This is a genomic window from Streptomyces armeniacus (assembly GCF_003355155.1).
Classification (GTDB): Bacteria; Actinomycetota; Actinomycetes; order Streptomycetales; family Streptomycetaceae; genus Streptomyces; species Streptomyces armeniacus.
The window spans coordinates 1,870,831-1,889,424 of the sequence record NZ_CP031320.1 but is presented as its reverse complement, the minus strand read 5'-3'; the positions used below and the strand labels follow the sequence as shown (position 1 = coordinate 1,889,424).

The 18,594-nt window shown below is 71.0% G+C and carries 15 protein-coding genes; 2 read left to right on the top strand and 13 right to left on the bottom strand.

All coding sequences use genetic code 11. The features are described from left to right. Positions 1-54: 54 nt before the first annotated feature. A complete protein-coding gene (locus DVA86_RS08325) occupies positions 55-1,650 on the bottom strand; it encodes a Na+/H+ antiporter (protein WP_208877012.1) in 1,596 nt (531 codons plus the stop codon). Between the two features lie 2 nt (positions 1,651-1,652). Next, positions 1,653-2,594, bottom strand: coding sequence for an RluA family pseudouridine synthase (locus tag DVA86_RS08320; RefSeq protein ID WP_208884509.1), 942 nt, complete (start codon positions 2,592-2,594; stop codon positions 1,653-1,655). Between the two features lie 246 nt (positions 2,595-2,840). On the opposite strand from DVA86_RS08320, the gene DVA86_RS08315 reads away from it, so the two are divergent. Beyond that, entirely contained in the window at positions 2,841-4,070 is a 1,230-nt protein-coding gene (locus DVA86_RS08315; RefSeq protein ID WP_208877007.1) for a metallopeptidase domain-containing protein, read from the top strand. Between the two features lie 82 nt (positions 4,071-4,152). On the opposite strand, the gene lspA is transcribed toward DVA86_RS08315, so the two are convergent. Then, positions 4,153-4,722 (bottom strand): signal peptidase II, encoded by a 570-nt coding sequence (lspA, locus tag DVA86_RS08310; RefSeq protein WP_208877006.1) that lies wholly within the window; start codon positions 4,720-4,722, stop codon positions 4,153-4,155. A 34-nt stretch (positions 4,723-4,756) separates the two neighbouring features. Next, on the bottom strand, positions 4,757-5,794 hold the full coding sequence (locus DVA86_RS08305) for a TraR/DksA family transcriptional regulator (RefSeq protein ID WP_208877004.1): 1,038 nt from the start codon (positions 5,792-5,794) through the stop codon (positions 4,757-4,759). Positions 5,795-6,283: 489 nt separating this feature from the next. On the opposite strand from DVA86_RS08305, the gene ileS reads away from it, so the two are divergent. After that, entirely contained in the window at positions 6,284-9,421 is a 3,138-nt protein-coding gene (gene ileS, locus DVA86_RS08300) for an isoleucine--tRNA ligase (RefSeq protein WP_208877003.1), read from the top strand. 119 nt (positions 9,422-9,540) lie between these two features. On the opposite strand, the gene DVA86_RS08295 is transcribed toward ileS, so the two are convergent. The 9 genes from DVA86_RS08295 to ftsW form a co-directional block, all read right to left on the bottom strand. Continuing rightward, positions 9,541-10,755, bottom strand: a complete 1,215-nt coding sequence (locus DVA86_RS08295) for a DivIVA domain-containing protein (RefSeq protein ID WP_208877001.1) — start codon at positions 10,753-10,755, stop codon at positions 9,541-9,543. A gap of 52 nt (positions 10,756-10,807) precedes the next feature. Next, the gene (locus DVA86_RS08290; protein ID WP_208876999.1) at positions 10,808-11,092 is read right to left on the bottom strand and encodes a YggT family protein; all 285 of its coding nucleotides are present in this window, start codon (positions 11,090-11,092) and stop codon (positions 10,808-10,810) included. Positions 11,093-11,153: 61 nt separating this feature from the next. Then, the gene (locus DVA86_RS08285; protein WP_208876998.1) at positions 11,154-11,792 is read right to left on the bottom strand and encodes a cell division protein SepF; all 639 of its coding nucleotides are present in this window, start codon (positions 11,790-11,792) and stop codon (positions 11,154-11,156) included. A gap of 163 nt (positions 11,793-11,955) precedes the next feature. Beyond that, the gene (locus DVA86_RS08280; RefSeq protein ID WP_208876996.1) at positions 11,956-12,675 is read right to left on the bottom strand and encodes a YggS family pyridoxal phosphate-dependent enzyme; all 720 of its coding nucleotides are present in this window, start codon (positions 12,673-12,675) and stop codon (positions 11,956-11,958) included. Between the two features lie 44 nt (positions 12,676-12,719). Further along, on the bottom strand, positions 12,720-13,469 hold the full coding sequence (gene pgeF / locus DVA86_RS08275) for a peptidoglycan editing factor PgeF (RefSeq protein WP_208876995.1): 750 nt from the start codon (positions 13,467-13,469) through the stop codon (positions 12,720-12,722). 115 nt (positions 13,470-13,584) lie between these two features. Next, entirely contained in the window at positions 13,585-14,817 is a 1,233-nt protein-coding gene (gene ftsZ, locus DVA86_RS08270; RefSeq protein WP_208876993.1) for a cell division protein FtsZ, read from the bottom strand. A 240-nt stretch (positions 14,818-15,057) separates the two neighbouring features. After that, positions 15,058-15,885 (bottom strand): cell division protein FtsQ/DivIB, encoded by an 828-nt coding sequence (locus DVA86_RS08265; protein WP_208876991.1) that lies wholly within the window; start codon positions 15,883-15,885, stop codon positions 15,058-15,060. 51 nt (positions 15,886-15,936) lie between these two features. Continuing rightward, on the bottom strand, positions 15,937-17,031 hold the full coding sequence (gene murG, locus DVA86_RS08260; RefSeq protein WP_208876990.1) for an undecaprenyldiphospho-muramoylpentapeptide beta-N-acetylglucosaminyltransferase: 1,095 nt from the start codon (positions 17,029-17,031) through the stop codon (positions 15,937-15,939). Positions 17,032-17,037: 6 nt separating this feature from the next. Continuing rightward, positions 17,038-18,591 (bottom strand): putative lipid II flippase FtsW, encoded by a 1,554-nt coding sequence (gene ftsW, locus DVA86_RS08255; protein WP_245996418.1) that lies wholly within the window; start codon positions 18,589-18,591, stop codon positions 17,038-17,040. Positions 18,592-18,594 lie beyond the last annotated feature (3 nt).

Genomic DNA, 18,594 nt, shown 5'->3' with positions numbered 1-18,594 from the left:
GCGCTCCGCCCGCGAAGTGACGAGCACGCTCGTCGGGTACAGGGCCCGTGGGCCCTATTGACCGCGGAAGCTGCGGACGTCCAGGCGGTGCAGCACGCGGTCCACGATCTCCGGGTCGATACCCGGCTCCCCCCGCGCCGCCAGCACTTCGTGCCGGGCGGCCGACAGCAGCTCGCCCTGCAGCCGGTGGATCTTCTTCAGCCGCCGTACGCGCTGCGCGTGCGCGTCCCGCCGTTCCTCGTCCACGAGGTCCGGCGAGATCCGTACGCCGACGTCCTGCGCCCGCCGCAGCAGCGCCTCGGAGATCTCCTCCGGAAGATCCTCTTCCGCCTCGATCTCGCGGAGCCGCCGCTTCGCGGCCTTGGCACAGCGGAGGGCCAACTGCCGTTCCAGTTCCCGTTCGGCCGCGGTGTCCGCCCGTACGTGCAGCCGCCGCACCAGCCAGGGCAGCGTGAGCCCCTGCAGCACCAGCGTGGCGAGCACCACCGCGAAGGCGATGAACAGGATCGCGTCGCGCTCCGGGAACGGCGCGCCCCCGTCCACCGTCAGCGGCACCGCGAGGGCCAGTGCGACGGAGGCGACGCCGCGCATGCCCGCCCACCACACGACGGTCGTCTCCCGCCAGCTCAGCGGGATGTCCTCGTCCAGGTCCTTGCGCCGGTGCAGCCGGCGGGCGAGCCAGGACGCGGGCAGCAGCCACAGCAGCCGTACGACCACCACCGCCGCGACCACGAACCCCGTGGCAGGGAGCAGTTCGCGCCAGCGGTCGCCCACCGCGCCGAGAACGGGCTGCAGTTCGAGGCCGATCAGCCCGAACGCGACGCCCGTGACCAGCGTGTCGACCACCGACCAGAACGTCTGCCCGGCCAGCCGCCCGCTGACGTCGTCCGCGTCCACCGCCCGCCCGGAGGCCAGGAACAGCGCGGTGACCAGGACGGCGAGTACGCCGGAGCCGAGCAGTTCCTCGGCGAGCACGTACGAGGCGAACGGCACCAGCAGGCTCAGCCCGATCTGCAGCGTGACGTCGTCGAGGAAGGTCATCAGCCGGTTCGCGGCCCAGCCCAGCGCCAGCCCGACGGCCACGCCCACGGCGGCCGCCAGGCCCAGTTCCGCGGCGGCCTCGGGCAGCGAGAAGTGTCCGGTGACGGCGGCGGCGATGGCCACGTGGTAGAGCGTGATCGCGGTGACGTCGTTGAACAGGCCCTCGCCCTCGAGGATCGACACGAGCCGCCGCGGCAGTCCGAGCCGCGCCGCCACCTGTGTCGCCGCGACCGGGTCAGGCGGCGCCACCAGCGCGCCGAGCGCGACGGCGGCGGTGAGCGGCAGGCCGGGTACGACCGCGTCCGCGACGACCGCGACGACCGCCGTCGTCACGAAGACCAGCGCGACGGCCAGCAGCAGGATCGGCCGCGCGTTCGCCGTGAACTGCCGCCACGACGTGCGCTGCGCGGCCGCGTACAGCAGCGGCGGAAGGACCAGCGGAAGGATCAGATCCGGTGGTACCTCGACCTCCGGTACTACCGGCAGCAGCGCCAGCACCCCGCCGAACAGGGTCATCAGCACCGGTGAAGGCAAGCCCAGGCGTCCCGCGACCGGGGCCATGATCACCGCGGCGAGCAGCAGCGCGAAGATCAGGGCGAGTTGGTCCACACTTACGCACTCTCCGCGCGCACCCTGTCCAGCGCGCGCTGAAGATCCTCCGGATAGCCGCTCTCGTACTCCACCCAGCTCCCGTCCGCCGGGTGCTCGAACCCGAGCCGTACGGCGTGCAGCCACTGCCGTGTCAGCTTCAGCCGGGCGGCCAGCGTCGGGTCGGCGCCGTACGTGAGGTCGCCGACGCACGGGTGCCGGTGTGCCGCCATGTGGACCCGGATCTGGTGCGTACGCCCTGTCTCCAGCTTGATGTCCAGCAGGCTGGCGGCGCGGAACGCCTCCATCAGGTCGTAGTGCGTGACGGACGGCTTGCCCTCGGCGGTGACCGCCCACTTGTAGTCGTGCTGCGGGTGCCGCCCGATGGGCGCATCGATGGTGCCGCTGAGCGGGTCGGGGTGGCCCTGTACGAGCGCGTGGTAGCGCTTGTCGACCGTACGCTCCCGGAACTGCTGCTTCAGCAGCGTGTACGCGCGCTCCGACTTGGCGACCGCCATCAGCCCGGACGTGCCGACGTCCAGCCGGTGCACGATGCCCTGCCGTTCGGCGGCGCCGGACGTGGTGATGGTGTAGCCGGCGGCGGCCAGGCCGCCGATGACGGTGGGCCCCGTCCAGCCGGGGCTGGGGTGCGCGGCAACCCCCACGGGCTTGTCGACGACCACGATGTCCTGGTCGTCGTGGACGATCTCCATGCCCTCGACGGGCTCGGCGACGACCCGTACGGGCGCCGCCGGCGCAGGCATCTCCACCTCGATCCAGGCGCCACCGTGCACCCGGTCGGACTTCCCGGCCTCCGCACCGTCCAGCAGGACCTTCCCGCCCGCGGCCAGCTCGGCCGCCTTCGTACGGGAGAAGCCGAACAGCCGGGCGAGGGCGGCGTCGACGCGCTCGCCTTCGAGGCCGTCCGGTACGTGCAGGGTTCGGACTTCGGGAAGCATGCTCACCTGATCGAGTATGCCGGACGGGCGGTGCGCCCCGGACCAGACGCCCGTACGAGGCGGCCGCGGCAGCCCGCCGTACGCCTCGCCCGCACCCGCCACGGCCCCGCCGTACGCCTCCCGGCGCACGCGGAAGCTCCCCGTACGGCCTCCCGCCGGCCGCTCACCCGCGCGGCTCCCTCCGGCATGCGCGGCCCCCTCCCCACGGTGACGGTGTGACTACGGTCCGAGCCCGCCCGGAGGGAGCTCCGTATGTCCGCAGTGCCCGCGCGCCACCGGATACCCGGTTGCCGAGCCATCGCGGTCGTCACCGCGACCGCCCTGTCCACGCTGGGCCTGGCCCTGCTGCCGGGGGGAGACGAGGCGGACGCCCTCGACATCTCCGGACCGTGCGCGATCGACGGGGCGCCGGGGTTCGGTGAGGGGCCGACGAACGCGGAGTACATCCGTCCGGAGGGCCACAAGAAGGCGACCATGATCATGGTCGACTTCAGCGACATCCCGGCCCGCACCCCCGCCGCCGAACGCGCCGCCTTCTTCTCGGACTACGGCAAGCGCTATCTCGACCAGTCCTCGTACGGCAGCTACCGGCTGGACCTGGAGCCGACCAGGCAGTGGATACGGATGCCCGGTACCTGGTCCTCGTACGACATCCGCCGCGGCATCAAGTCCGAGGGCATGCGCAAGTACGTGCAGGACGCCATCGACGCGGCACGCGCGCAGGGCACCGACTTCGGCGACACCGAATTCGTGTACGTCGTCGCGGACGACAACGTGCCCGCGCAGCCCACCGTTTCGCAGGCGAACACCTTCGACTCGCTGCACGCCGGCCCCCGCGACATCCGCGGCGCCGCCCTCGTCTTCGGCCGCCGCGCCGACTCCGCCACCTGGCAGCGCGGCAACTTCGTGCACGAGGCCAACCACCTCTACGGCCTGCCCGACCTCTACAACGTGTACAACGGCGCCTCGGTCGAGTTCGCCGGCGGCTGGGACACGATGAGCATGGCCGGGATCTCGGACCTGATGGGCTGGCACAAGTGGAAGTTCGGCTGGCTGACCGACCGTCAGGTGGCCTGCGTCAACGGTCCCGGCACCAGCACCCACGCGCTGAAGCCCATAGGGTCGCCGGACGGCGCGAACATCGCCGTCGTCAAGACCGGCCCGAGCACCGCGATCGTCGCCGAGGCCCGTACGAAGACCGGCCTCGACGGGAAGATCTGCGGCGAGGGCGTGCTGCTCTACACCGTCAACTCCGGCGTCGAGACCGGCCGGGGCCCGATAAGGGTCGTCGACTCCATGCCGCGCAGCGAGGGCGGCAGCGCGTGCGCGGACCGCTCCCCCATGGAGCTCGCCGAGCTGGGCGACGCCCCGTTCCGTACGGGCGACGCCCACACCTTCGCCAACGGCGTACGGGTGGCGGTCACCGGCGGCACCGGAAAGCCCGGCGCGCACTACACGGTCCGGGTCAGCAAGCCGCGCTGACGCCGCCGGCGGTGGCGCCGGTGACGTCGGTGACGTCGGTGACGTCGGTGACGTCGGCCCGGTGGCGCCGGTCCCCGTGACGTCAGTCCCGGTGCAGGGTGCCGTCCGGGTCGAGACCACGGAAGGAGAGCACCACGATCAGGATGCCGCCGCACACGATCGCCGAGTCCGCGAGGTTGAACACCGCGAAGTGCGTCGGCGCGATGAAGTCCACCACCGCGCCCTGGAAGACACCTGGCGAACGGAAGACCCGGTCGGTGAGGTTCCCGAGCGCACCGCCCAGCAGCATCCCGAGCGCGATCGCCCAGGGCGTGCTGTAGAGCTTCCGCGCGATGCGGGCGATGACCACGATCACCACCGCCGCGATCACGGTGAGCACGATGGTCAGCGCCTCGCCGATGCCGAAGGCGGCGCCCTTGTTCCTTATGACCTCGAGCCGCAGCACCGTGCCGAACACGTCGATCGGCTCCTGGTGTTCCAGCCGCGCGACCACGATCAGCTTGCTGACCAGGTCCAGGGCGTACGCCAGCGCCGCCACTCCGACGAGCACGGCGATCCGGCGGCGGCCCCGGGGCGGCGGCTCCGCGGACCGCTCCTCCGTCGCCTCGTCCTCGTCGTCCGGGGTCTCGATGGCCCGCTCCGCCTCTGTCACGAGATGAGGGTACGACACATGTGTGCGGACACGGTCAGCGGCGCTCCTGCTTCTGCTTGCACTCCACGCACAGCGTCGCGCGCGGGAACGCCTGCATACGGGCCTTGCCGATGGGATTGCCGCAGCTCTCGCACAGCCCGTACGTGCCGGCCTCCAGCCGCTCCAGGGCGCGCTCCGTCTGGTACACCATCTCGCGCGCGTTGGCGGCCAGCGCCATCTCGTGCTCGCGGGTGATGTTCTTGGTGCCGGTGTCGGCGTCGTCGTCACCCGCGCCGTCCCCGGAGTCCCGCATGAGGCCGGTGAGGGCCTCCTCGGAGGACGCGATCTCGGCGTGCAGCCGCACCGCCTCGCTCTGCAGCTCGGTCCGCGCCTCGTCGACCTCTTCCGGCGTCCACGGGTCCTCACCGGGACGTACGGCCAGCTCGCCTGGTTTCGCGGGGGTGGTCTGGGCCGTACGGGCGGTGGGAACCGCCGCGGCCTTCGCCGCCGGAGTCTTCTTCGCAGCCACCGTCTGGGCTCCCGTCTTCTTAGCGGCAGATGTCTTGGGGGCGCGCTTCGTGCCGGCGGGCGCCTTCTTCGCCGTGGCTTTCTTCGCCGTGGTCTTCGTCGCCGCGGCCTTCTTGGAGGGTGCCTGCTTGGCAGGCGCTTTCCTGTCCGGCGCGGACGTCGTTTTCGTCACAGTCCGCTTCGCCGTGGTCTTCTTCGCGGGCGTCTTCTTCGCGGCCGTCTTCTTCGCCGGCTCGGGCTTCTCCTCGGGGGCGGCCTTCTTCGCCGCCGTCTTCTTGGCTGCCGCCTTCCTGGCTCCCGTCCCCTTGGCCGCCGTCTTCTTGGCGGTGGTCTTCTTGGCAGCTGTCTTCTTCGCCGCGGTCTTCTTGGCCGGCGCCGCGGCCCCCGCGGTCTTCTTCTCCGGCCTCTTCGCCGCCGTCTTGTTCGCTGGGGCCTTCGCTCCGTCGGACCGCTTGGCGGGCCCCGAGGACCGCTTCGCGGCACGCTTCTTGGCAGTCTGCCCCTGCGCGGGGGCAGGCTGCTGCGCAGCTGCCGTCTTCTTCGCGGCGGTCCTTCTCGCCACCATGGCCGCGGCCCCTTCACATATTGTGATCTTGCTCGCGAATCGTGACCGGAACGATAAATCGACTTCGCGTGCGCGGCAACGGGGCACGCCGGTCCGATCGCGATCTTCGAGCCGTCGAGAGGCGCCCCCGCAGTCCTTGCGAAACCGTTGTGCCCCGCTCTGCGGTCCGAAAACCGTTCATGCCCATTGGCGGCGGCCCGTACACTAGGTGCAGCGAAAGGCGTAGAAGGGGACGAGTAGCGTCCGTACGCAGCCCAGAGCGACCCGGGGACGGTGTGAGCCCGGGGGCGAGCGCGATGCGAAGATCACCCCGGAGTCGCCGGAAGAAAGCTCCCCGGAGCGAGTAGACCCGGCAGCGCGGCCCAATGAGGGGGTGGCGGCAGGTCCGCCGCCAAGGAGGGTGGTACCGCGGGAGGGCTGCCGTAGTGCGGCAGACGCTCTCGTCCCTCCGACGGAAGCAGCCACGTCCGCCGGAGAGAGACGACCCCGATGAGTCCGCAGCCGCAGTACCGCCAGGTCCCCGCGCAGGTCGACCTGCCCGAGCTCGAGCACGCCGTGCTCGAGTTCTGGGACGAGCACAAGGTCTTCGCCCGCAGCCTCGAGCAGTCCGAGGGACGCCCCGAGTGGGTGTTCTACGAGGGCCCGCCCACCGCGAACGGCATGCCCGGCGCCCACCACATCGAGGCGCGCGTGTTCAAGGACGTCTTCCCCCGCTTCCGCACGATGCAGGGGTACCACGTGGCGCGGAAGGCCGGCTGGGACTGCCACGGGCTGCCGGTCGAGCTGGCCGTCGAGAAGGAGCTCGGCTTCAACGGCAAGCAGGACATCGAGGACTTCGGCATCGCCGAGTTCAACGCCCGCTGCCGCGAGTCGGTCACCCGGCACACGGACGCCTTCGCCCAGCTCACGAGCCGTATGGGCTACTGGGTGGACATGGACGACGCGTACCGCACCATGGACCCCGAGTACGTCGAGTCCGTCTGGTGGTCGCTGAAGGAGATCTTCACCAAGGGCCTGCTGGCCCAGGACTACCGCGTCGCGCCCTGGTGCCCCCGCTGCGGCACCGGCCTGTCCGACCACGAGCTGGCGCAGGGCTACGAGACGGTGGTCGACCCGTCCGTCTACGTCCGCTTCCCGCTCACCTCCGGCCCGCTCGCCGGCGAGGCCGCGCTGCTGGTCTGGACGACGACCCCGTGGACGCTCGTCTCCAACACCGCGGTCGCCACCCACCCCGACGTGACGTACGTGGTCGCCACCGACGGCAGCGAGCGGCTCGTCGTCGCCGAGCCGCTGCTGGAGAAGGCGCTGGGCGAGGGCTGGACGGCGACCGGCCAGTCGTTCACCGGCGCCGAGATGGAGCGCTGGGCCTACGAGCGCCCCTTCTCCCTCGTCACGCTGGAAGACGCGAACTTCGTGGTCAACGCCGAGTACGTCACGACCGAGGACGGCACGGGGCTGGTGCACCAGTCCCCCGCGTTCGGCGAGGACGACCTGCGGACCTGCCGCGCGTACGGCCTGCCGGTGGTCAATCCGGTCCGGCCCGACGGCACCTTCGAGGCGGACCTCGGGCTCGTCGGCGGCCAGTTCTTCAAGAAGGCCGACGAGTCGCTCGTCGCCGACCTGGACGCGCGCGGCCTGCTGTTCCGGCACGTGCCGTACGAGCACAGCTATCCGCACTGCTGGCGCTGCCACACCGCGCTCCTCTACTACGCGCAGCCGTCCTGGTACATCCGCACCACCCAGGTCAAGGACGCCCTGCTGCGCGAGAACGAGCGCACCAACTGGTATCCGGACTCCGTCAAGCACGGCCGCTACGGCGACTGGCTCGACAACAACATCGACTGGGCGCTGTCCCGCAACCGCTTCTGGGGCACCCCGCTGCCCATCTGGCGCTGCGCCGACGACCATCTGACGTGCGTCGGCTCGCTCGCCGAGCTGAGCGAGCTGACCGGCGCCGACCAGTCCGGCCTGGACCCGCACCGGCCGTTCATCGACGAGATCACCTTCCCCTGCCCCACCTGCGGGGAGACGGCGACGCGCGTCCCCGAGGTGATCGACGCCTGGTACGACTCGGGCTCGATGCCGTTCGCCCAGTGGGGATACCCGTACCGCAACAAGGAGCTGTTCGAGAAGCGCTATCCCGCGCAGTTCATCTGCGAGGCCATCGACCAGACCCGCGGCTGGTTCTACACGCTGATGGCCATCGGCACACTCGTCTTCGACAAGTCCAGCTACGAGAACGTCGTCTGCCTCGGCCACATCCTCGCCGAGGACGGCCGCAAGATGTCCAAGCACCTGGGCAACATCCTGGAGCCCATCCCGCTGATGGACCGGCACGGCGCGGACGCGGTCCGCTGGTTCATGGCAGCCGGCGGCTCGCCGTGGGCGGCACGCCGGGTGGGCCACGGCACGATCCAGGAGGTCGTCCGCAAGACCCTGTTGACGTACTGGAACACGGTCGCGTTCCAGGCGCTCTACGCCCGTACGTCCGGCTGGGCACCCTCCGGGGCGGACCCGGCGCCGGGCAAGCGCCCGCTGCTGGACCGCTGGCTGCTGAGCGAACTCCACGCGCTGGTCGACCTGGTGACCGCCGCGATGGAGAACTACGACACGCAGCGCGCGGGCAAGCTGCTGTCCACCTTCATCGACGACCTGTCGAACTGGTACGTACGCCGCTCCCGCCGCCGTTTCTGGCAGGGCGACCCCGCCGCGCTGCGCACCCTGCACGACACCGTCGAGACGGTCACGCGGCTGATGGCGCCGCTCGTCCCGTTCATCTCCGAGCGGGTCTGGCAGGACCTGGTGGTCCCGGTGACCCCGGACGCGCCGGAGTCCGTGCACCTCGCGTCCTGGCCGGTGCCCGACCTGGACGCGGTCGACCCGGAGCTTTCGGGCGACATGCTGCTCGTACGCCGCCTGGTCGAGCTGGGCCGCGCGACGCGCGCGGAGTCCGGTGTGAAGACGCGGCAGCCGCTGTCGCGGGCGCTGGTGGCAGCGCACGGTTTCGAGACGCTCTCCCCCGATCTGCGCCGCCAGATCACGGAGGAGCTGAACGTCAGCGAGCTGGCCTCCCTCTCGGAGGTCGGCGGCTCCCTCGTCGACACCACCGCCAAGGCCAACTTCCGCGCACTGGGACGCCGTTTCGGCAAGGGCACCCAGGCCGTCGCGAAAGCCATCGCCGACGCGGACGCCGCCGCGCTCTCGGTGGCGCTGCGCGAGGGCGACGCCGCGGTCGAGGTCGACGGGGAGCGCATCGCGCTCGTACCGGAAGAGGTCATCATCACCGAGACCCCGCGCGAGGGCTGGTCCGTCGCCTCGGACTCGGGCGCGACGGTGGCGCTCGACCTGGAGATCACGCCGGAGCTGCGCCGGGCCGGGCTCGCGCGGGACGCGATCCGCCTGATCCAGGAGGCGCGGAAGAACTCCGGGCTGGACGTGGCCGACCGTATCGCCCTGCGCTGGTCCGCCACGGACGCGGAGGTCGCCCAGGCGCTCACGGACCACACGGGGCTCATCTCCGAGGAGGTCCTGGCGGCGGACTTCGCAGCGGGCGACGCGGACGAGTCGTACGGGGAGCCGTTCGCGGACGAGTCCCTGGGCCTGACCTTCCGCCTCCGCAAGGTGTAGCGGGCCACCGGCCGCATCCGGCCCGTACGGCACACGAAACGGGCCGGGTCCGAGAGAAGCTCTCGGACCCGGCCCGTTGCCGTATGCGACTCGCGTCGGTCAGACGCCGACCGGAACGGTCAGTTGTCGTCCTCGTCGATCAGGAAGCCCCGCATCGGTGACGGCGCCTGCTGCACCGGCTGCGGCCCGCCCTGCGGACGTACCGGAGCCATCGGCTGCGTCATGGCCGGCGTCATCTGCTGCTGGCCGCCACCGTAGGTCTGGCCGCCGTTCTGCGGGTGCCCGCCGGGACCGCCGTGGCCGCCGCCCGGGCCGCCGTGACCGCCCATGGACTGGTTGTTGCCACCCATGGACTGGTTGCCGCCCATCGACTGGTGACCGCCCATGGTGCCGCCTCCGCCGCCCGAGGGCGCGCCCGCCGAAGCCATCGACGGGGACGGGGGCAGCGACGCGGTCGCCGGGGTGCGCGGCGGGGCCAGCGAGTCGTCGGCCTGGTTCTCCAGCTGGCGCAGCTGGCTCTCCAGGTACGACTTCAGCCTCGTGCGGTACTCCCGCTCGAAGCCGCGCAGGTCCTCGACCTTGCGCTCCAGCGTGGCGCGCGCGGACTCGAGCGAGCCCATCGCCACGCGGTGCTTCTCCTGGGCGTCCCGCTCCAGCGCGTCGGCCTTGGCGCGGGCGTCCCGCTCCAGGCCCTCGGCGCGGCTGCGGGCCTCGCCGACGATCTTGTTGGCCTCGGAACGGGCCTCCGCGATCGCCTGGTCAGCGGTCTGCTGGGCAAGAGACAGCACGCGTGCGGCGCTGTCGTTGTTCTGGCCGCCGCCCTGCTGCTGCATCTGCTGCGGCACACCGGGGCCGCCGGGGCCCTGCGGGCCGCCCATCATGCCGGTCTGCGGACCACCGGGACCACCGGGGCCGCCCGGGCCGCCGGGACCCTGCGGGCCGCCCATCGGGCCGCCCTGCTGCGGACCTCCGGGGCCGGCGGGCAGCTGAGGCTGTCCGCCCGGCAGCTGGGGCGGTCCGCCCATCCCCTGCTGCGGATGCTGCTGCTGAGGCGGCACCGGCTGCGGTCCGGATATGGCGGCGGGCACGGGTGGCCCGCCAGGACGTTCCTGGGGCTCGGGTTTGCGCATGCCGCCGCCCTGCTGCTGGTTCTGGGCAGCAGCACGGGTCGCCGCGGCCAACTTGGCCCGCAGGTCCTCGTTCTCGCGTAGCAGGCGCGTCAGTTCGCCTTCGACCTCGTCAAGGAAGGCGTCGACCTCATCCTCGTCATAGCCTTCACGGAGACGGACGGTCGTGAACTGCTTGTTCCGCACGTCCTCGGGGGTCAGTGGCATCTCTTCACCTCAACGTAAGTCGTCGGCATATCGGCAAGACCGTTTCGCTCGTTCACAGCCTGGCCACGACGCTGATCAGGATCCAGACGATGATCATGAGCACGAAGAAGGACAGGTCGAGCGCCACGCCCCCGAAGCGTAGCGGCGGGATGAACCGCCGCAGGAGCTTGAGTGGCGGATCGGTGACAGTGTAGGTGGCCTCCAGAACGACCACCATCGCCTTGCCAGGTTGCCATGAGCGGGCGAACTGGAAGACGTAGTCCATCACCAGCCGGAAGATCAACACGAGGAAAAAGCAGTACAACGCGATCTGGATCACCTGCAGTGCGGTCTCCATCTGCGTTGCCTCTCCCCTGACTCTCGTGTGGCCTCACGGCCCGCTTCCATGACCCTGCGTCTCAGCTCTGGTTGAAGAACCCGCCCTCTGCGATGCGGGCCTTGTCCTCCGCCGTGACATCGACGTTAGCAGGAGACAGCAGGAAGACCTTCTGTGTCACGCGTTCAATACTTCCGTGCAGACCGAACACCAGACCGGCCGCAAAGTCCACAAGTCGCTTCGCGTCCGTGTCGTCCATCTCGGTCAAGTTCATGATCACCGGGGTGCCTTCGCGGAAGTGTTCCCCGATGGTACGGGCCTCGTTGTAGGTCCGGGGGTGCAGTGTGGTGATCCGGTACGGCTCCCGTTCGGACACGACCTTGGGCATGATCACCGGGGCACTCTTCTCCAGATTCTGGCGTTCAGGTGTGATGGATGACACGGGGGCAATCCTCCCCGCTCGTCCGCTTTCTGGCACCGCCGCCGGGGGCGGCGAGGCCTCGCGCTCCCGCTGCGCCGGGGGGTGCATCACCCGTACCGACTCCTCGGGTTCGCTCTTCTGCAACGAGTGGTGCGACTGCGGCTGATGGTGCCGCCGACGCTCCCGTTCGGGCTCCGGCTCGGGCTCGAACTCGTCGTCGGGGTCGAACCCCGGGCCGTCGTACCCATCGTCCTCCACGAGGCCGAGGTAGACCGCCATCTTGCGCATAGCGCCGGCCATTCTCTGCGTCCTCCGCTCTGTGGTGGGCCCCCTGCCTCCGGCGGGAGGCCCCAGGCTCCGTCACCGGTGGCCATGGATCCACGTGGCCTGTCCGCCTGTCGGTTCTGACTGTTTCAGCGGAAATGACCATATTTTCTACTGTGGTCCGACTTGCTTGGCGACGTTACCCGAGCCGGGGTCGGACTCCGAGTACCGCGCTGCCGACGCGCACATGTGTCGCACCGGCCGTCACCGCCTCTTCGAGATCCGCGCTCATACCTGCCGAGACCATGTTCGCAGCAGGATGCTCCGCCCGCAGGCGGGTTGAGATTTCCCACAGCCGCTCGAACGCCTCGCCGGGCCGTCCCTCGTACGGGCCGGAGAGCGGCGCGACCGTCATCACCCCCGCCAGCCGCAGGCCTTGGGCTCCGGCCACTAGTTCGGCCAGCTCCGGCACCCCCGCGGGCGGCGCACCACCCCGTGGGGTGGACGTTTCTGACGCCCCGTCAAGCCCCACCTGGATCAGCACCCCCGTCTCCCGTCCAGCGCGCACCGCCGCCTCGGAAAGCGCGTTCACGAGCCGAGGCCGGTCCACCGAGTGCACGAAATCCGCATAAGAGGTCACGGAACGCACCTTGTTGGTCTGCAACTGGCCCACAAAGTGCCAATTCAGTGAAAGATCCGTGCAGGCAGCGGCCTTCGGCGCAGCGTCCTGGTCCCGGTTCTCCGCCACGTCGCGGATTCCGAGTTCCGCCAGCAGCCGTACGTCGCTCGCCGGGAAGGTCTTCGTGACGACGACGAGTGTGACGTCCTCGCGTGCGCGCCCCGCCGTGCCACACGCGCCGGCGATGCGCTCCTCCACCCGGGCGAGGTTGGCGGCCAGCTCGGCCTTGCGGTCACTCACGTGCTGTCCCCGTACTCGTTCCTCGTGCTCATCGCTCGCCTCCCTCACCGGTCGAACCCCGTACCGGCCGGATCCAGCCAGACGTAACTCGCGAGGCGCCCGGTGGTCTTCTCCCTGCGGTACGAGAAGTGGTCCGCCGACTCCAGCGTGCAGACGCCGGACTGCTCCACGGTTTCCACGCCCAGGGCCGCGAGCTGCGCCCGTACGCCCGCGGGCACGTCGAGCGCCGGAGTGCCCCAACTCGTCGTGGCGTACGCCTCGGGCACGACCGCCGCGACCTCGTCCCGCATGTCCGCGGGCACTTCGTAGCAACTGCCGCACACCGAGGGGCCCGTACGCGCCCTGATCCGTGCGGGGTCGGCGCCGAGCCCGGTCATCGCCTCGACTGTCGCGCCCACGACGCCGGCCGCCAGTCCGGGCCGCCCCGCGTGCGCCGCGCCCGCGACCCCGGCGACGGGGTCGGCCAGCAGCACGGGTGTGCAGTCGGCCGTGAGCACCGCGAGGGCGAGACCGCGCCGCGCGGTGATCACGCCGTCGACCGGATCGCCGCCGAGGGCGGCCGGTTCGCCGACGACGGCGACGTCCGTCCCGTGCACCTGGTTCATCCAGACGACCCACTCCGGGTCGAGTCCGAGCCACTCGGCGGCGAGCCGCCGGTTCTCCCGTACGGCCTCGGGGTCGTCACCCACCGCGCCGCCGAGGTTGAGGGACGCATGAGGAGCGGCGCTCACCCCGCCCCACCGGTCGGTGGAGGCGAAGTGGGCGCCGCTCGCGATGTCGTACCGGCCTATCACCGTGCGGTTTCCCGCACTTGGGCCGTACCGGGGTCCGTAGCCGGGTCCGTGCCGAGGCCCGTAACCCGGGCAACGCCGGGCGACTCCGGAGAGCCGCACCGGCCCGCGGTCCCGCTCACTTGAGGAAGTCCGGCACGTCCAGCTCCTCCGCCTGGCTGTCCTGGTACGGACGGGCCGGCGGGATCTGCGTCGGCGCCGGCGGCGGGGCGACGGTCTCACCGGCGGGCGGAGCGGGCTCGGCGACCGGCGCGGTCGCCTCGTCCTCCCGCGGGCTGAGGACGCCGAGCGTGGGCCGGTCGCGGTCCGTGTCGGTGTCCGGGGCCTGCCGGGGGGCCGCCGAGGAGGTCTCCTCCTTGCCGCCGTACGCGCCGAGGACCTTGTCCCGGTTCTTGGACGGCGGCTGGCCGCCGTCGAAGCCCGCGGCGATGACGGTGACCCGCACCTCGTCGCCGAGCGCGTCGTCGATGACGGCGCCGAAGATGATGTTGGCCTCGGGGTGTGCGGCCTCGCTCACCAGCTGGGCGGCCTCGTTGATCTCGAAGAGACCGAGGTCCGAACCGCCCGAGATGGAGAGCAGGACGCCTCTGGCGCCGTCGATGGACGCCTCGAGCAGTGGCGAGGAGATCGCCATCTCGGCGGCGGCCACCGCGCGGTCGTCGCCGCGCGCGGAGCCGATGCCCATCAGCGCGGAGCCCGCCTCGGACATCACGGACTTGACGTCCGCGAAGTCGAGGTTGATCAGACCGGGGGTGGTGATGAGATCGGTGATGCCCTGCACACCGGACAGCAGCACCTGGTCCGCGGACTTGAACGCGTCGAGCACGCTCACCTGACGGTCCGAGATGGACAGCAGCCGGTCGTTGGGGATGACGATCAGGGTGTCGACCTCGTCGCGCAGCCCCGCGATGCCGTCCTCCGCCTGGTTCGCGCGGCGGCGGCCCTCGAAGGTGAACGGGCGGGTGACGACGCCGATCGTCAGGGCGCCGAGCGAACGCGCGATATTGGCCACGACGGGCGCGCCGCCGGTGCCGGTGCCGCCGCCCTCCCCTGCCGTGACGAAGACCATGTCGGCCCCCTTGAGGACCTCCTCGATCTCCTCCCGGTGGTCCTCGGCCGCCTTGCGGCCGACGTCGGGGTTGGCCCCCGCGCCGAGACCGCGGGTCAGTTCGCGGCCGACGTCGAGCTTGACGTCGGCGTCGCTCATCAACAGGGCCTGCGCATCGGTGTTGATCGCGATGAACTCGACGCCCTTGAGACCGACCTCGATCATCCTGTTGATGGCATTCACGCCACCGCCGCCGATACCGACGACCTTGATGACTGCGAGGTAGTTCTGCGGTGCTGCCACGTCGAAGGCCTCTCGCCTCGAGTTACGTATCCCTGCTGGGGCGGTTCGTACGCCGACCCGAACCCTAACCGTGAAGTTTAGGGTTACCAGTGCCTGTAGTTCTTGGAGTCTTCGCAACGGACACTAAGTCGACAAGTGCTGGGTGTTCAACGAACACGCCGAACCTCCCGTTTTTCTTTTCACCCTATGTGATCAGGCCAAGCAGTGCTTATCCAGGGTGCTGGCCTGCGTGGATGTACGTCAACTCGGCATCGTGGAGGGGGCGCTGGGGACACTCACGTCGAAGTGCCGGGCGTCCTTCGCGGCTTTCATCAGCGCCTTCAGTGCCTTCGCCTTCGCCGCGCCGCGCTCGCCGCTCCCCCAGAGCACCGTACGCCCGCCGGTCAACTCCAGAGTGAGGGAGTCGTACGAGCGGACGTGGACGCTCCGGATGTCCTCCGCCACGGCCGCCGGTGCCGCGGTCGCGGCCCGTACCGCCGCGCGCCGCAGCCGCTCCGCCGTGAAGTGCCGCGCGGCCGCCGGCCGGCCGCTCTCCACGACCAGAAGCGGAACACCCTTCGGACGCTTGCCGACTGTGGCGAAACGCACGCCTTCGGCGTCCACTTCGACGTATTTTCCGGCCTTTTCCTGAACGAGTTCCGGCTTTCGCTCGGTCACTTTCAGACCCACTCCGTGCGGCCAGGCGCGGACGACCTCGGCCGTGCGGATACGCGGCAGCCGGTCCCGCAGCCGCCGTTCCGCCGCCGACTTGTCGAGCGAGACGAGCGGGGACCCGAGCGGAATGGCGGCCGCGTCCCGGATCTGTTTCTCCGTCAGGACGCCTGCTCCGCTGACCGATACGTGCTCAATACGCAGCCAGGAAGACCCGTACAGCGCCCAGACGCCGAATGAGCCGAGGAGCAGCGCGAGCACGAGGAGCAGCACCACGGCGCGCCGCCGGAGCCGCAGCCCCGTACGCCGGCCGCGCCGCGGGCCGCCGCCCGCGGCGTCTCCGGAGTCCGCGGCCGGGCCGCCGGGGCGGTCGCCGCGGCGCTCGCTCCGGTCGGCGTCCCTCGTCGGTACGGGCACACTCCCTGCCTTCTCACGCCGCTCGGCGGCCGGACGCTCCCGCCCGTCCGGTCAGCCCTGGCGGCGTGCCGCGATCGCTTCGTACACCATGCCGACCAGCAGCTCGTCGGCGTCCCGGCGGCCGAACTCGGCCGCCGCGCGCGCCATGTCGTGCAGCCGGTGCGGATCGGAGAGAACCGGAAGCACATTGCCCTTGATCCACTCCGGTGTCAGCTCGGCGTCGTCGACGAGCAGCCCGCCGCCCGCCTTGACCACCGGCTGGGCGTTGAGCCGCTGTTCGCCGTTGCCGATCGGCAGCGGGACGTACGCGGCCGGGAGCCCGACGGCTGACAGCTCCGCGACGGTCATCGCGCCCGCGCGGCAGAGCATCATGTCGGCAGCGGCGTACGCGAGGTCCATCCGGTCCACATACGGTACCGGTACGTAAGGCGGCATTCCCGGCATGTGGTCGAGATCCGGCATTTCATTCTTCGGGCCCACCGCGTGCAGGACCTGGATGCCCGCGCGCTGCAGGTGCGGCACGACGGTCTGCACGACCTCGTTCAGCCTGCGCGCGCCCTGCGAGCCGCCGGTGACCAGCAGGGTGGGCAGGTTGAGGTCGAGGCCGAAGGCCGCGCGGCCCTCCGCGCGCGCCGCCGAACGGTCGAGGACGGCGATGTTGCGGCGCAGCGGGATGCCGACGTAACGGGCGTGCCGCAGCTTGCTGTCCGGGGTGGAGACGGCCACGTGGCGGGTGTAGCGCGAACCGATCTTGTTGGCCAGCCCGGGGCGCGCGTTGGCCTCGTGTACGACGATGGGCACCCCGAGCCGTTTGGCCGCGAGATAGCCGGGCAGCGCGACGTAGCCGCCGAAGCCGACCACGCAGTCCGCCTTGGTGCGCTCCAGGATCTGCTCCGCCGCCTTGATGGTGCCGCGTAGCCGCCCGGGGACGGTGATCAGCTCGGGTGTGGGTTTGCGCGGCAGCGGTACGGCCGGGATCAGGCCGAGTTCGTAGCCCCGCTCCGGGACGAGCCGGGTCTCGAGACCGCGCTCCGTGCCGAGAGCCGTGATGCCCACGGTCGGGTCCTGCCTGCGCAGGGCGTCCGCGAGGGCGAGCGCGGGCTCGATGTGGCCGGCGGTCCCCCCACCGGCGAGTACGACATGCACCGAAATTCACCGCTCTCCGGACGGCGGCCGTTCGGCGCGCCGTCTCATCGTCTTCCTTCTCACCCCGGCCCGCATCCTGCCGAACACAGGCTGCCGCATGTCCAGTGCCGCTCGTGCCGCCGGGTCGCTGCGCGCGAACGCGATCAGCAACCCGATGGCGAACATCGTCGGCAGCAGAGCGGAACCCCCGTAGGAGAACAGCGGGAGCGGGACACCGGCGATCGGCAGCAGGCCGAGCACCGCACCGATGTTGACCACGGCCTGCGCCGTGATCCAGGTGGTCACGCCTCCCGCGGCATACCTGACGAAGGGATCCTCCGTGCGTCCGGCCACGCGGATACCCGCATAGCCTAGAGCCGCGAAGAGAGCGAGTACCGACAGCGTCCCCGCGAGACCCAGTTCCTCTCCTGTCACGGCGAAGATGAAGTCGGTGTGTGGTTCGGGGAGTTGACCCCATTTTTCCACACTCGCACCGAGCCCGGAACCAAACCATCCGCCGGAGGCGAGCGCGTAGATCCCGTGCACGGCCTGCCAGCACTGGTCCTCCGGGCCGGGGTCGGTGGCGCCGAGGCAGCCGAGCCGCGCCATCCGGTTGGGGCTGCTCTTGATCAGCAGAAAGCCGAGCGTCGCGGCGACGGCGAGCGTCGTGGCGAACAGCCGGGTGGGCGCGCCGAGCAGCCAGAGGAGGCCGAAAAGGATCGCTGTGAGAATGATCGCGGTGCCCATGTCGCCGCCGAGCATGATCAGCCCGAGGAGCATGAAGGCGACCGGTACGAGCGGCACCAGCATGTGCTTCCACTGCGTCAGCAGCCGCTTCTCGCCCTTGCGCGCGAGCAGGTCCGCGCCCCACAGCACCAGCCCGAGCTTCGCGAACTCGCTGGGCTGGAGCTGGAACGGGCCGCCGAGCTGGATCCAGTTCTGATTGCCGTTCACCGCGTGCCCTATGCCGGGTACCTGCACCAGGCACAGCAGGAAGACGGAGGCGGCGAGCAGCGGATACGCGCACGCGCGGTGCAGCTTCACCGGCATACGGGAGGCGGCGAGCATCAGCAGGGCGCCCAGCGCGGCGGCGACGAGCTGCTTCTGGAAGAAGTACGTGGACGGCAGCCCGGACTGCAGCGCCTCGATCTGCGAGGCGGAGAAGACCATCACGAGGCCCAGCGCGGTGAGCAGCAGGCTGCCCCCCAGGACGAGGTAGTACGCCGTCAGGGGGCGGTCCCAGGCGCGCCGCGCGCGGGCGTACAGCCGCTGCAGCCGGGCCGAACCGTCGTTCCCGCTCGGGGGTTTCGGTCGCTTCGGAGGCCGCCGGGGCGGAGGGGCGGGCGTACGGGCGGGCCGGCGGAGCGCCGCGCCGCGGGCGCGCGCCGGTGCGCCGGCGGAGGCGGGGTCGCGCGGGGCGGCGTCGCGGCGTACGCGGCGTGCACCGGGGTCGCGGCGGGACGGGTCACCGCCGCGCGGCGGCTGGTCCCGGCGGGACGGCTGCTCGCCGCGGGACGGGCGCGCGGCGCGCGCGGAACGGTCGCGGGGCGGGGGCTGAGGCGGGTTGCGGTCTGTCGTCATGTC